Origin of the sequence: Bacillus cereus group sp. RP43 (genome assembly GCF_040459645.1) — a bacterium.
Classification (GTDB): Bacteria; Bacillota; Bacilli; order Bacillales; family Bacillaceae_G; genus Bacillus_A; species Bacillus_A mycoides_C.
In genome coordinates this window covers 2167153-2181316 of the sequence record NZ_JARVHQ010000001.1, presented here as the reverse complement: position 1 = coordinate 2181316, position 14164 = coordinate 2167153, and the positions used below count along the sequence as shown (strand labels likewise).

Here is a 14164-nt window from a genome sequence, read left to right as displayed (position 1 = left end):
CAATAACCAGTCCAACCGTTAATCTCACTTCAGCTGGGGTGAAATCTCCAACATTATAATTGTATTTACCGTATGTAAATAACAGAATCTAACAAAAAAGAAACAAAATTAGACAACTTGATGGTGATGGGATTGCGTCACACATCCCATCAACTTAATTCTTAGTTTTCATATATCCTTCTATTCATGTTTATTTGCGTCTTTCCGCTGTGATACGATTACCTTTCTTAGTATCTACCATCTTTAAAGAACCGTCTTTGAAATACTCAATCTTGTAATCTACTGCTACTTCCATTTGTTTCTCATCTATCTTCTTACCGTCTTTTACAAACTCTTTCGGCATCATTGTGACTTGTTTTTTGTCTTGACTATAAAACCATGTTCCTTCCATGTGGTTTTCTTCATACGATGTTTTACCTGAATCATCATAAAGAGTAAACGTTTCATCTTCACGGAATTCTAACCCTTTATGGAAGTCAGCCCCTTTGTAACTACCCCATTCTCCAATTAATTCTTTACCACCCAATGTTATTTGTACGTTTTCATTACTAGAAGAGGTTTCAGAAGTTGAAGAACTATCTGTTTTACCTACTATTACGTCTTGAATCGGTTTGAAACCAGTTGCCCATAGTTCTGAACCTTGTTTAAGTAAGTCTTTTGATTTTTCTGCTTTAGCCTTAACTGCTTTCTCGTCTGTTTTCTTGTCTGATGTTAAAATTTCTTCTTGAATCGAATATGCTTCTTTATAACAATCTACTGCTTTTAATATGTCTTTATGGGTGTCCTGATACTCTATTGGCGGTTCAATTGTATCAAACTTCTTTATAGTTTTCTGTATATCGTTTACTTGTGCTAATAACGTCTTAGATGCCTCTTTATCGCTTTTCGTTCTATCCTTTGCTGTTTCAGACATATCAGTGACTTTCTGTAAGAATTCTGAAGATATAACCGTTATACGCTCAGGATACTTGTCTTTCGATAACTTCTCTTTTGTAACTGCCTTAGATTCCACTTTCTCTTTTGGCGTTGCTTCTGTCCTATCAGTTCCACAACCTACTAATAGTAAAAATGGTACTGCTAAAGTAACTAGTTTCTTTGCTTTCATGTTAACCCTTCCCCCTTATAACTACAAAAAAGGACATACCTAAGCATATAACTGCCAGAAAGATATATCCTTTTACATACTTTTGGTTAAATTTGGTTGTCAGAATGTTATTTTATAATGAAAAAAGTAATACGTCAAAATGATTTTAAGAAAATTCCAACAAGAGCGTTTTATCAATTCTATACATAATTAAATTTCTACTGTTGCTAAATACAAAGTTTAATCTGGGGATGTCAATTTCACTATTTTAGGGTATTTATTTTACTAGCTCGATGGACATGTGGGGTGGTACTACTTACAACCCTTATGTATTTATATCTAAATATAAAATTTTAATTATATTATATTATTGTCTGATTATTGTTTTTTATTCCTTCTAATTTTCGGGAAAAATCCACTAATTAATAATGTTATAATCCACGCCATGATTAGAATAAAATTTATTGTATTACCGGAATTTAAACTGAAAACCCTCCACAAATAGGCCGCACAAAATACGAGAATAGCAGTAGTAATAAGTAAAGATGTCCTAACTACTAATCCGATGTAAGATTTCTTCTCTTGCTTAATAATGAAGGTTCTTCTACCTTTATACAATCTAATCACAAACAGTAGCAAATATATACCAAGTGTGGCTCCAATAACAATTGATGTAATTGAGTTATTTTTTCTCTGCTCAGCGAGAGAAAAGTAACTTTCAGGTAATTTTCCAGTTTCATATTCAATCCATGCGTGGTAAATATCCTGTCGTAAGTCTATACCACCTTCACTATTCGTAAGAATTACCAATCCATCCTTTGTATTAGGAATGAAACCATAAAAAGAATGCCAGCCTCGATTGTCACCAGAATGATAAATTAATTTCCAGTGATTAGATAGCTTTTTTTCAAATATACCTAAACCATTCTCCCCTAATACTGGCTTTTGCATTTCCTCAACACGTTCACTTTTGATGACACCATCACCTTTATTATTTGCATCCATGCTTGCAAGTATCAATGTCATCATATCGGTAACGTTTGTCTTAAGACCTGCTGCAGCCTGTTCGGTAAATTGGTAACTAGGGAGTTTCTCTCCAAAATATCCATAAGCTTTCGAAAGATTAGATTTTTCAGGACGTTGTAGGAATGAACTAGATTTCATTCCTACAGGTTTCATAATTTGTTCTTCCATATAACGATCAAAAGGTATTCCGGTAACCTCTTCAATCACAAGTTGCAAAATTGTATACCCACCACCAGAGTAAATTGTTTCTGAACCGGGTTTGTTGGTAACCTCCACTGGTTCATTAAGCCATCCTTTTCCAGACAGAGACTCCTCGATAGAATCAAGATGTTTCCCTGGTGCAACCCCAAGGTATCCTTTATGTGCAGACAGCCCTGCTGTATGACTTAACAATCTTCTTATCGTGACTTCATTATTATTGAACTCTGAATTAGGTAATTTCCATTTGGTTAGAAATTTTCCAACGGGATCATCTAGTGATAAACGACCTTCATCTACAAGATGTAGAATTCCCCACGCTGTAAGGCTTTTAGATATGGAACCAGCCTGAAACAAAGTATCATCACTCACCGCTTTTTTTGTCTTTTTATCTACATAACCGTAGTTAAGTGTATAAGCAATACGCCCCTCATGTACGATGCCTATTGCAACTCCTGGTACATTATAATTTTCCTGCCATTTTGGTACCTGTTCATCCATCTTTTTCTTGAAGTTCTCTATACTCCTATCGGTCAACGTGCCCGATTCTGCCCTCACAGCTTTCGTAAACCGCACTTCATTTGTAATTAATATACAAATAATTAAACATAAAATACTTTTGCATATTATCGATGCTTTTTGTCTATTCTTCATTTGCCTGACCCCTTTTTCAGAATATTCCCTCCGTTACTTAGAGTATCCCATTCACATATCTAGTTCTATCGATTTTTATTACTTAACCTTACAAAATTGTAATAAAAATCAAAGAGCTAAATACTTAGGGGTTTTACTGTTCTTTATCCAAGGGCAATGAATTTCATCAACAAGATAGACATGAGGTTATTTATTGTTTAAGTTAATGCTCCTAAAATACTTGTTTGGTTGATCTAATAGCTATATTTCCACACTACAAAAATTTATAATAGAAAAGGTGAATTTTAGTTTTAATTAAAATTTGACCAAAGTATTGCTGCAAATATTTATTTTATTAAAAGAAGAAACCCACACATTTTGATCAAAATGTGTGGGTTTTATTTTGGATTCCTTAAGTTTTTATGAAGAAGATTAATTATTTTATGTAGCCTACTTAAATAAACGCAACTATTAGTTTAACTATATTCCTTCATGTTTAACATAGAAATTTCACTTTTTAAAAGAAACATGTTGTTCAATTTCCTAACAGAACAAGATAAAATACTTAACACATATTAGTAATTTTTCCTGTTTCTATTGATAAATATAAAAATACTGCCTAACACACTTAATGAAAGCGCAAAATATAACAACAAATCAGGTAGAAATTCTAAAGGAATAATATCAATTGATTGAAAAACAATAATGGCAATGATACCTAAATATAGGATGTTGTACAAAACATTATTTGTTTTATATTGAATCTCTCTTCCTCTTTCGTCGTTTGCTTCATCACTTGATTGAAATTTTATTACATACATCTGACTGATGACTAATAAAACAAATAATAAAATTTTTAACCACAACATATGTATCACTCCTCTAGATAATCAAATACGTCGGTTAACGGCTTTTCAAATGCATTTGCGATTTTAAAGGCAAGAATTAGAGAAGGGTTATATTTATTCTTTTCAAGAGTAGCGATGGTTTGACGACTAACTCCCACCCTTGTTGCCAGTTCTTCTTGAGTCCAACCTTTTTCTGCTCGACAAACTACAATTTTATTATGTAACAATAGTAACACCTCTTGAGATAATTGTAATTTATTTCTTACAATTTGTAAAATATTTTTTACAAATTGTTTTTAAAATTAAAAATACGCATAAAAAAAAGACACAGAGATTTCTCCCCATGCCTACTAATCCTCTACTTCTTCACCGCATGTACATAATGGACTGTTTCAAAGGCTTCTAAATAATCGTTTCGTCCCTCAAAATATAGTTTATTAATATCCTCTGGTGATAAGTGCTCATAAATAAGTAAACCCGCCTTTTCTAATAGTGCTTCCATTTCGGCATAAGAAAAACATGATTTCATCGGTTCTCCGCCTACCGTAGCCATTTTCACCATGTTTTCAACCCGATTAGATAAACCTTTTTCCGTAAATAAGTTTTCATCAGGGTAATCGAAAACGATAGAACTTCCCGCTGGAACCAACTCAAATAAACATTCTATTAAACTGGAAAGTTCCTCTTTCGTTAAATAGTACGTAACACCTAAAAGACTAAAGAAAGTCTTTTTATTTTCAAATCCTTCATTTACTAATTTTTGCTTAGAGAAATCCTTAGTAAAATCCATCGAAACAAAATGAAGATTTTTTGGAATTTCTAGCTCTGCTTCTTTCACTCTTTGTATTTTAAACTCTTGCGTAGAAGGATGATCAACTTCAAATATTTCTATTTTATTCTCTAATTCTCGGTGTCTAAAACTGAACGTGTCTAAGCCTGCACCGAGTATGACGTATTGTTTTGCTCCTAAAGTAACTTCATGTAGTAATATTCGTTCACAATAGGCTGCACGTGCTAAAGGTGTTGGTGATAACTGAACTTGTGTAATCCACTTTAATATTTCTTTTGGATTATCTTGAAACTGCTGTGCAATGTCTTTATTGAAAAAATGTATCCCTTGAACCATGTTCATTTCAATATTGTTACGCTCTTTTTGTGAAATTAAATCTTTAGCTACATAATCATTAAAGATTTTAGGACTATCAAATTCACTATGATACGCCCTTCCGAAAGCTGATACTAACGACGTTACACTTGCTTCACCTTGTTTCACGCACATACACTCTCCTTCATTTTCACAACAAAAATAGGGTTCCCCTGGCCAGGAGAACCCTATTATACACTCTATTTTTATATTGGTAAATTATAGCATAAATAAGTTTTTTTGTCAAGTTTTCATATACCTATCACTTCGACAATTTATGTGATTTTTAGAAGGAAGATTCCATCTCACACAGAATATGCCTATTAATAGCAATATTAACGGAGGTTCTGTCATGAAAAGATTAGTCATCATCACAGTAGGAAAAACCCACAGCGGAAAAACTACATTTGCAAGAGTGTTAGAAAAAGAGTTACCCAACTCTTTCGTTATGGATCAAGATAACCAAGCTGAATTTATTAACACGCATTATGAAAAATTACAGCCAACTAAGGGCCCTAATACATTTAAGCACGGTCTTTCGAAATTCATTGTTGATTATGCAAAAGAACATACAAATTTACACCTTATCATTTGCAACTCAAATAGAAGCCGAAACGGACGAATTTATTTGCTAAATGAATTGTTTCAGAAAGGGGAATATGCACGCATACTCGTTCATTTTGACATTCCAGATGATGTACTTTATGAAAGAGTGACTCGTAGCAAGCGAAGTACAAATATTTTTAGAGGTGGTTATTCTAGTTTTAAAGAAGTACTCAATCGACAACAAGCTGAATCACTAAAGGAAGATGTAGTAGATCCTGTAGAAAACGAGGCTGATTATTTGTTTGTTATTCGCAATAATAAGGATGTAAACTCTACTATAGAAGAAATTGTTCATCTTGCTGAAGATTTGTCTCCTATCCAAAAATAAGAGACTATAAGAATTACATAATCATAGATTATTATGCAAATACTTCCTCTAAGCGCCGAACATGGTATATAATGATAAAATAATCTACTTCTATATGCTCAATTTTACACAATAGAGTTCACTCATAGGAAAGAGGTACAAAAATATGAAAACAAAACAAACAATCGCTGCGTCTACACTAGCTTTAGCAATGATTGCGGGATCTACCCCTACTCATGCAGAAGTAAATGATGCTCCTGCTGGACAAAGTACTGGAGATCGATTAACTGAAATTAAGCAACATAAACAAGAGTTAGATGCGAAATTGCAGCAGCACAAAGAAAATGTGGATCAAACGTTGAATGAACTTAACCAAGTTAAGGAAAATGTCGATGCAAAAGCGAATGAACTACATCAACGTAAACAAGTTGCTGATGAAAAAATCGGCGAGATTAAACAACATAAGCAAGAATTAGATGCGAAACTTCAGCAAGACAAACAAATCGCCGAGGATAAAATCGCTGAAATTAAAGAGCATAAAAAACAAGTAGATGATAAAGTTGCTGAAATTAAAGAACATAAGCAAAATATCGATAATAAGGTTACTGAGATTAAAGAACATAAACAAACTGTCGATGAAAAAGTGAATGAAATTAAGCAACATAAAGAGAACATCGATCAAAAGGTTAATGAACTTAAGGAAGTAAAAAAACAGGTAGATGAAAAATTAGCTGAGTTAAAGAAAGCGAAACAAACTGCTGAGGACAAACTTGCTGAAATTAAAGAACATAAGCCGAATACCGGTAATACGTTAGAAGAACTTAAAAAAATTAAACAAAATTTAGATAGTCTTTCCTCTAACTTAGAACTAGCTAAACAAGATGTAAAAAACAAACTAGCTGAATTACAAGAAGCTAGACAAGACTTAGAAAATAAATTAAATGAAATTAAGCAATCTAAACAAACTGTTTCAGACGATTTAACAAAGAAAAAACAAGACTTAGATATTAAAATAAACGATTTTAAACATACTGAGAAAAAAATTGACGATAAATTAGCTGAGTTACATACAACGAAGCAAAATGTAGATAATCAGATTAACGAATTATCGCAACCTAATAAACAAACGCCAACTAATAATAGTACTACAAATGCCAAAACGAACAACAATGCTAGAGAACTTCCTAACGCTGGTAGTGAGCAGTCAAGTAACGTACCTTTAGGCATGTTATCTGTCTTAGGCGGCGTTTTATTAGTAACACGTAATAAAATTAAAACGTTATTCTCAAAATAAAGCAATTATAACTATTATAAAATAATCATATAAAAGACAACCGCACATATATGTACGGTTGTCTTTTTTCTTTATATTAACTTCCCATCTCTAAGCGTCAATATACGATCACATACATCGAGCATTCTTTCATCATGTGTAATCATAATTGCTGCTTTTTGACTTTCTTTCACTTCACGTTTCATCATTTCAACGACTTCACGTGCGCGTTTTGAATCTAAGCTTGCAGTTGGTTCATCAGCTAATATTAAATCTGGATTGTTCATGAACGCACGAGCGATTGCTACCCTTTGCTTTTCCCCACCAGATAGTTGATTTGGATAATGAGTTTTTCTTTCTCCTAATCCAAATGCCGCTAATAAGTGATCCGCACGTTTTTCAGATTCTTGTTTGTTTTCTTTTTTTAGCTTAGCAATGTAAAGCAATTGTTCTTTTACATTTAAATATGGAACAAGATTTGCGAACTGGAAAATGAAGCCGATTTTTTTCAAACGAATGTCTGTCATTTCCTTTTCTGATAACTTCGTAATATTTTGCTCACCAATGTAAATATCCCCTTTTGACGGTGATAGTAAAGCACCCGCGATTGATAATAACGTACTTTTCCCTGATCCAGAAGGACCAACGATTCCGATAAACTCTCCAGCTTTCACATCAAGCGACATCGGATGAAGGGCTGTTACTTCTGTATTCCCTTCTCCGTACACTTTACTTACTTTGTCTAATTTTAATAATGAAGTCATTACATCCCGCCTCCAATTGCTTCTAATGCATCAACTTTTAATACTTGATATAACGAAATAAGTGTTCCTAAAATACTAATTACGATAAAGATTGCGGCATATTGTGCAATCATCGGCGCTGTTAATAAGAACGGCATACCCGCTGGTAAAATCTGTTCTAATCCTTGTACAAGAACAATACTGATTACCATCGCAACGACTGATAAGAATAACGCCTGCACGACTAAGCTATTTGCTAAATAAGAATTTTTCGTACCAATTGCTTTTAGTACACCTAATTGCTGTGTTTTTTGCAACGTAATTACGTAGAAGAATACACCGATTAGTAACGCAGCGATAACAAGTAAGAACGCAATGATCATCGTTAATGTTCCTTGCTCTTCTTTAAATCCTGGAATACTTTGTAATACTTCTTTTTTGTCGATAACATGTGCATTTTTAATTTCTTTATCTGTATTAAGCGCAATTGCACTATAATCTTTTTGGTTTGGTTGTGAGATAGCGCCCCATACGTCTTCATTTACATAAACGACTGGTGTATGGCTAAACATTTGATCTTTCGTAAATCCAACGATTTTAAATTCTTTCTTTGAAACAGGATCAATAATTGTATCCCCAATATCGATTCCTTTTTCTTTAATTGATTCATCAGCAACCATTTCGTTGTTTGCTGTACCTAATTTCTCACCTTCTACAATTTTCGGTTCTAAAAATGAATCACGTTCACTTGAGAAAATAGCGACATCAACTTTTTTCGAACTATCTTTCTTTTCATAAGTTGAAACTTTCACACGAAACGGAACTGCCTCTTTCGCGTCCACTTGATTTACTACGTTATCTACATCTTCTTTCTTAATTTGTGAACGAAGTAATTTATTTTCCGCATCATCCGCTAAAACGAACTTATTTGCCTCCATATTTTGAATCGATGAAGCATTATCATATGATAATCCATTTGCTAATCCTGAAATGACAAGGACTAAAAATGATAATAACACCATAATAAGTCCGATTAATCCATATCTTAATTTTGATTGTTTTAATTCACGCAGAGCTAAAAACATTTCGCTCGCTCCTTCCTCTTACTTTCTATGCACTTATCATAAAAAAGAATTATGAACGGAATATGAACAGAAGATTACAGAAGAAAGATTAAAGTGAAACTTTAATCAGTGGGAGGTTCATCCCCACTGATTACTAGTTGAACCAATCGGGATTTTACGTGCAGTCGAACTCCCACCTAACTTCTTCGCTCCAGCTGAGTTTTGAGGTGGGAGTCTTACTGCACGTTAATGCGGGATAAATTTTCAGAAAGTATTGAAAATAACTAAAATCCTTGATACAATTCAGTCAAATAATATTGACCGAGTAATTTAATTTGAGGAGTTGATCATTTTGAAGCCCATGTTAACACTAACTACTTATAGCCAACTAAAAGCAATGAGCGATCCACTACGTGTCGAAATGATGATGCGTCTATGCGAACGTCCTTATACAGGACAACTACTATCTGAGAAATTCGGCATTTCAAGGGCGAAAATTCATTATCATTTAAAAGAATTAGAAAAGAATGGTTTTATAGAGATCGTTTATACAGAAGAAAAGAATGGCATCGTTCAAAAGTTTTATCAATCTGTCGCTAAAGGCTTCACCCCTGCCGCAGATCTATTACCTCATTTAGAAATATTAAGCGAATCAGGTCGCCAAATCTTTTTACAAATGACGGAAAGAACGAAAAGCCATATTCTCGCTGCACCAGAAGAAGCTTTTACATTACGAAAAGTAAGCGAAGACCCAGCTGAATGGAATTACGTTTCATCCTGCTGGGAGTTTGATGCCACGCCAGAACAATTTCAAGTGTGGGTGAAAAAGTTTTATGAAGTGATGGCTGAATTAAATGAGATCACAAAAGATGCGGATAAAGATCCAAATAGTAAAGCTTATTACATTTCTACTACTGCACTGCAAATCGATGAGCGAGCAATGCAACGATTCGTTAAAAAAGAAGAAAAATCGTAATACAATTTTTTTTACATAAACGGTCAAATTTATTTTACCGAATAAATTTATTATAAAGGAGTAGATAAAGTGGACATATTAAAAAAACGGAATTTCCTCTTATTATTTTTAGGGAGAATTTTTACAAACATAGGAGATAGTTTGTATTATGTAGCAGCGATGTGGCTCGTATATGAACTTAGTGGTAATCCTTTTTATTCTGGATTGGCTGGTTTCCTTACATTATTACCTTCTGCATTACAATTTCTTACTGGTCCATTCGTTGATAGATGGTCAATCAAAAACACCCTCGTCATCACACAAGTTCTGCAATGCATTCTTATATTAATCATTCCTATTACACACTACTTCGATCTATTAACAGTTCAACTACTACTCATCATTATGCCCATCGTAGCCTTTATCGAACAATTCGCCTATCCCGCACAATCAAAAGCTTTACCACTTCTACTGAATAAAACACAATTATTAAAAGGAAACTCACTCTTTTCATTTGCATATCAAGGCATTGATTTAATTTGTACGACTCTTTCTGGAATATTAGTAGCACTACTTGGCGCAATCACTTTATATGTAATTGACTCCTTTACATTCGCGATTACTGCCCTTTTGTTCTTTTCATTAAAAATGCCAAAACAAGCAGAAGCCAATACATCGCTTTCCACTAAACAATATTTCTCTGAATTAAAAGAAGGCTTTTCAATCGTCTTTCGTTCATTAATGGGCGTCTTCTTAATCGGTTCAGTTGTCGCTAATTTTTCAATTGGTATGACGATGGCGATACTTCCTTCTTTCGCTGATTCTTTAGGAGGCGTGAAATTATATGGCTTCTTTTTAGCCGCTATATCAGCCGGCAGTTTAATCGGAGCACTATTCAGTTCATGGGTTGGCAAACGTAATGTTGGCCGTGTCTCCATTATTAGCTTTGCGGCTGGCGCTGTCTTTTGGTTTCTCTCTACGATTGTACCGTTTCAATGGCTGTCTATTTTCTTATTCGGCTTAGCTTGGATTCCAATTGGTGCTACCAACATATTATTTGCGACGATCAGTCAAATGGCTATTCCAAATCAATATCTCGGACGCATCAATTCAGTCATGCGAAGTATGGGCACAATCGCTATGCCATTTGGCTCTTTAATTGGAGGATACACTGCAAATGTATATAGTAGTCAACTCATTTTCGCGCTCGCTAGCATCGGGATTTTATTCATTTCTCTCGTATGGCTACTTCATCCGAAATTACGATCATTACCGAAAGCTGATGAAATTACAGCGGATACTTTTGGGGTTCGGTTTAAGGAAGAGCGCGGGAAAGGTGCGGCTTTATAGAAAATATCATGTAATCCGTAATGTGTAGAGATAATAAGTTATTTAATTTTAGGCTGTTTTCGTAAAAATTGTTGCTATTGGTTAACTTTTAACGGTTAAATTGTCTGATATAATTAAGAGAGTATGAATTAACAGTATAGATAACCATCACAAAAAAGCTCAGATTTGGATCCTGAGCTTTCTAAATATTTTATTCTGTTTCACAATTACTCTCGATTGTTGAGAACTTATTTTTTAAATTGAATTCTTTTAGCCTTAGCTTGCTCAGGATAGGATGCAAATACATCTCCATCAATCTTTTACTTCATCACCTTTTGACCATTCCTCTGTATTGTCATATGCTAAATAAATTAAAGGAATACCCTTTTCCTCTTCCTGTATCTCTGAAATTGATTTATTTTTTATATCTTCATACTTGTCCAGAGAAAGATTCTCTGAAAGTAATATCTCATTTTCTGTTACTTCTAAAATAATACCTTCCATATCAGCCTTGCCACACCCTGCGAGTGAAATACTTAACAATATAACTGTAAATGCAATGAAAAATTTTCTTTTCATTAGCTACACACCTTATCTTTATAAGATTAGACGAATTTAACATTATATAAGTTTCGGACTTGTTCAACAGTCCACCAAATCCATTTTATTTTTCACTACCGAAAAATGGTGTATTATTTAATGCTTTCTCCTCCATAACTAACCCCCGTTCTAAATTTAGGACGGGGTTATGCCTGTTTTATTTTAGATGCAAGATACTTCACAACACTAAAAATATAGCAATAAAATCGTTTAAAAACCTAAGTTTTATTCAAAAATAGCACCCTTTAATGGAATAACTAAAACGTTCATTCAACGATTTGATGGCCATGATCCCTGCATTTTTCTTAATTGCATAATTTGGCCTGTATGATAAGCATCATGAAGCATGATGTCTAGTAATTTACCCTCAAGTGAACTTTGCTCAAGCTCTTTTTCGGAAATTGCACTCAATGCCTGTCTTAAATTACGTTGGGCATTTTCAGAACGTTCAACGACTTTCTTCCATTCCTTATCATCATTAGATTGATTGGTAAGATAAAAGGTTTCATCACCGTCGAGATTATGTATCCATTCACGGCCTTCCAAGTTTGCTGCAAGTCTCTCTTTGTAATAAATGAGATGATTAACGTTCTCCCAAATGGTTTTAATTGCCTCTCCATCTGGTTTCCAGATAGCCTGTTCGGCTGTAAGTCCTTCTATAGCATGTTTAAACGGTGCATACCAACTCTCTTTATCGAATGTGGAATCTAGTCCGTTTAAAAACAAGTCAATTCGTTTCAAAGTAATATCCCCCTAAATAGTTAAAGTTTCAATAAAATCCTTATAACTCTGTAGAGATTCTACATTTTCAAATAAACTTCCTGCTAATCTTATTCCACAAACTGATCCAATTGTGGAATAGAAGGACTCGCTTTTTTTTAATAACTTTTTGTCACTTTGCACGTAAGTGATAATATATCGACCAATCGATAAAAATAAAAAAGAGGCTGTTCCAAAAACAGCCTCTTCCTTTCCATCTATTTCGGAAACTCAACCCGAACAGTCGTCCCTTCCCCTTTCGTACTATATACCGAAACGGTTCCTTGATGCAGTTCAACAATTTTCTGTACAATCGATAATCCTAAGCCGCTACCTTCTACGTTTCTTGCCCTTGCTGTGTCTACTTTGTAAAAACGATCAAAAATACGATCCATTTCTTCTTTTTCCATACCAATTCCGTTATCTGATATAGAGATTATAACGCTAGACTCTAATTCTTCTACAGCAAATTCAATCGTTCCGCCATCGTTCGAAAACTTAATGCTATTCGTGAAAATATTACTCCATACTTGATGAAGTAAGTTTTCGTCACCTTTTATGACGATGTCTGGCACATCAAATTCGACGGCTATATCTTTTTCACGCCATTTCCATTCAAGCATAAAAATGACGTCTTTAATTTGCTTTTGTAAGTGAAACTCTTTAATTTGTAGAACTTTCTCTTCTTTATCTAATGAAGCGAGCGTAAGTAACTGTTTACATAAACTAGACATCCGCTTACTTTCACCCTCAATAATTTTCAAGTAACGTTTTCTTTCCTCTTCACTCATATTCTCCGACTGTAATGTTTTCGAAAAACCTTGTATCGAAGAAAGCGGTGATTGAAATTCATGAGAAACGTTAGAAACGAACTCTTGTCTCATTTGATCTAATTCTTTAATACTCTTTGTCATCTTTTGAAAATTAGTCGCTAGTGTACCAATTTCATCTTTTCGGTTTTCATCTAATTCAATATCATATTCACCACTTGCAATCTTTTTGGTAGCTTTCGTAAATGTTCGAATAGGACGCACAATATACCCTGCTGCAATCGCTATAAAAATGATACTTAATACAACGATGAAACCAAGTAACACCGCTAGAAAAATTCTCATCTCACCAAATTGTTGCTGAATGTCAGGACGAATGAATAAAGCGTATTGTTTATCACCATGTTTTAACGGGACACCTACACTATTAATTAATTCATTATCGAAAAATCCTGTAATAAAGAGGCGGGTTGGATATGTGGAAACACCATTATACGTTTCACCTTGCAGTACTTTATGAACTGTAGCATCACTAATTGTTATCTTACGAAACGCATTCCCGATGCGCTTTCCATTCTTTTGGTCATCTACAATATAAATTTCATATCCTAATTTCGCAATTGACTGTAAGTATGCCTCTTTATTTTCTTCACTTTGTTTTTCGTATAATGATTTTACTTCCTCAGCATACATTAAAATCTTTTCACTATTGTACGGTTTTAACTTCACCTGATAATATACATTTGTTAATAAAAAGCCAATTATACTACTAAGTAGCATAATCCCAACCGTCATAAAAACAAATCTAGAATACAATGATTTCAT

14 protein-coding genes are annotated in these 14164 nt (G+C 33.9%); 4 read left to right on the top strand and 10 right to left on the bottom strand.

Going from position 1 to position 14164, the window contains the following annotated elements:
- Positions 1-190: 190 nt before the first annotated feature.
- The 5 genes from QCI75_RS11450 to QCI75_RS11430 form a co-directional block, all read right to left on the bottom strand.
- A complete protein-coding gene (locus QCI75_RS11450; protein ID WP_353760495.1) occupies positions 191-1105 on the bottom strand; it encodes a DUF7018 domain-containing (lipo)protein in 915 nt (304 codons plus the stop codon).
- Positions 1106-1462: 357 nt separating this feature from the next.
- A complete protein-coding gene (locus QCI75_RS11445; RefSeq protein ID WP_144506066.1) occupies positions 1463-2962 on the bottom strand; it encodes a serine hydrolase domain-containing protein in 1500 nt (499 codons plus the stop codon).
- 554 nt (positions 2963-3516) lie between these two features.
- Positions 3517-3810, bottom strand: a complete 294-nt coding sequence (locus QCI75_RS11440; RefSeq protein ID WP_144506067.1) for a hypothetical protein — start codon at positions 3808-3810, stop codon at positions 3517-3519.
- A gap of 5 nt (positions 3811-3815) precedes the next feature.
- Positions 3816-4016: a helix-turn-helix transcriptional regulator gene (locus QCI75_RS11435; RefSeq protein WP_000903048.1), complete on the bottom strand. Its 201-nt coding sequence runs from the start codon at positions 4014-4016 to the stop codon at positions 3816-3818.
- Between the two features lie 131 nt (positions 4017-4147).
- The gene (locus QCI75_RS11430; protein ID WP_353760494.1) at positions 4148-5068 is read right to left on the bottom strand and encodes a class I SAM-dependent methyltransferase; all 921 of its coding nucleotides are present in this window, start codon (positions 5066-5068) and stop codon (positions 4148-4150) included.
- Positions 5069-5285: 217 nt separating this feature from the next.
- On the opposite strand from QCI75_RS11430, the gene QCI75_RS11425 reads away from it, so the two are divergent.
- Positions 5286-5867: an AAA family ATPase gene (locus QCI75_RS11425; protein WP_144506069.1), complete on the top strand. Its 582-nt coding sequence runs from the start codon at positions 5286-5288 to the stop codon at positions 5865-5867.
- Between the two features lie 145 nt (positions 5868-6012).
- The gene (locus QCI75_RS11420; RefSeq protein WP_353760493.1) at positions 6013-7140 is read left to right on the top strand and encodes an LPXTG cell wall anchor domain-containing protein; all 1128 of its coding nucleotides are present in this window, start codon (positions 6013-6015) and stop codon (positions 7138-7140) included.
- Between the two features lie 71 nt (positions 7141-7211).
- Here QCI75_RS11420 and QCI75_RS11415 read toward each other — a convergent pair whose 3' ends face one another.
- Positions 7212-7883: an ABC transporter ATP-binding protein gene (locus QCI75_RS11415; RefSeq protein ID WP_353760492.1), complete on the bottom strand. Its 672-nt coding sequence runs from the start codon at positions 7881-7883 to the stop codon at positions 7212-7214.
- Positions 7883-8947, bottom strand: coding sequence for an ABC transporter permease (locus QCI75_RS11410; RefSeq protein WP_144506072.1), 1065 nt, complete (start codon positions 8945-8947; stop codon positions 7883-7885). Before QCI75_RS11410 ends, QCI75_RS11415 begins: the two co-directional genes overlap by 1 nt.
- Before the next feature lie 331 nt (positions 8948-9278).
- Here QCI75_RS11410 and QCI75_RS11405 point away from each other — a divergent pair, with 331 nt between their 5' ends.
- Both QCI75_RS11405 and QCI75_RS11400 read left to right on the top strand, forming a co-directional pair.
- Positions 9279-9902, top strand: a complete 624-nt coding sequence (locus QCI75_RS11405; protein ID WP_199675356.1) for an ArsR/SmtB family transcription factor — start codon at positions 9279-9281, stop codon at positions 9900-9902.
- A 69-nt stretch (positions 9903-9971) separates the two neighbouring features.
- Positions 9972-11231 (top strand): MFS transporter, encoded by a 1260-nt coding sequence (locus QCI75_RS11400; protein ID WP_144506074.1) that lies wholly within the window; start codon positions 9972-9974, stop codon positions 11229-11231.
- Positions 11232-11522: 291 nt separating this feature from the next.
- Here the strand turns inward: QCI75_RS11400 and QCI75_RS11395 are convergent, their stop codons facing one another.
- From QCI75_RS11395 to QCI75_RS11385, 3 genes are all read right to left on the bottom strand, one after another.
- On the bottom strand, positions 11523-11789 hold the full coding sequence (locus tag QCI75_RS11395) for a hypothetical protein (protein ID WP_353760491.1): 267 nt from the start codon (positions 11787-11789) through the stop codon (positions 11523-11525).
- 291 nt (positions 11790-12080) lie between these two features.
- The gene (locus QCI75_RS11390; protein ID WP_353760490.1) at positions 12081-12551 is read right to left on the bottom strand and encodes a DinB family protein; all 471 of its coding nucleotides are present in this window, start codon (positions 12549-12551) and stop codon (positions 12081-12083) included.
- 236 nt (positions 12552-12787) lie between these two features.
- Entirely contained in the window at positions 12788-14164 is a 1377-nt protein-coding gene (locus QCI75_RS11385) for a sensor histidine kinase (RefSeq protein ID WP_353760489.1), read from the bottom strand.

Excerpts from the sequence above, each read along its gene's own strand:
- QCI75_RS11450 (WP_353760495.1), bottom strand. The coding sequence starts at position 1,105 with ATGAAAGCAAAGAAACTAGTTACTTTAGCAGTACCATTTTTACTATTA.
- QCI75_RS11445 (WP_144506066.1), bottom strand. The coding sequence starts at position 2,962 with ATGAAGAATAGACAAAAAGCATCGATAATATGCAAAAGTATTTTATGT.
- QCI75_RS11440 (WP_144506067.1), bottom strand. The coding sequence starts at position 3,810 with ATGTTGTGGTTAAAAATTTTATTATTTGTTTTATTAGTCATCAGTCAG.
- QCI75_RS11430 (WP_353760494.1), bottom strand. The coding sequence starts at position 5,068 with ATGTGCGTGAAACAAGGTGAAGCAAGTGTAACGTCGTTAGTATCAGCT.
- QCI75_RS11425 (WP_144506069.1), top strand. The coding sequence starts at position 5,286 with ATGAAAAGATTAGTCATCATCACAGTAGGAAAAACCCACAGCGGAAAA.
- QCI75_RS11420 (WP_353760493.1), top strand. The coding sequence starts at position 6,013 with ATGAAAACAAAACAAACAATCGCTGCGTCTACACTAGCTTTAGCAATG.
- QCI75_RS11415 (WP_353760492.1), bottom strand. The coding sequence starts at position 7,883 with ATGACTTCATTATTAAAATTAGACAAAGTAAGTAAAGTGTACGGAGAA.
- QCI75_RS11410 (WP_144506072.1), bottom strand. The coding sequence starts at position 8,947 with ATGTTTTTAGCTCTGCGTGAATTAAAACAATCAAAATTAAGATATGGA.
- QCI75_RS11395 (WP_353760491.1), bottom strand. The coding sequence starts at position 11,789 with ATGAAAAGAAAATTTTTCATTGCATTTACAGTTATATTGTTAAGTATT.
- QCI75_RS11385 (WP_353760489.1), bottom strand. The coding sequence starts at position 14,164 with ATGAAATCATTGTATTCTAGATTTGTTTTTATGACGGTTGGGATTATG.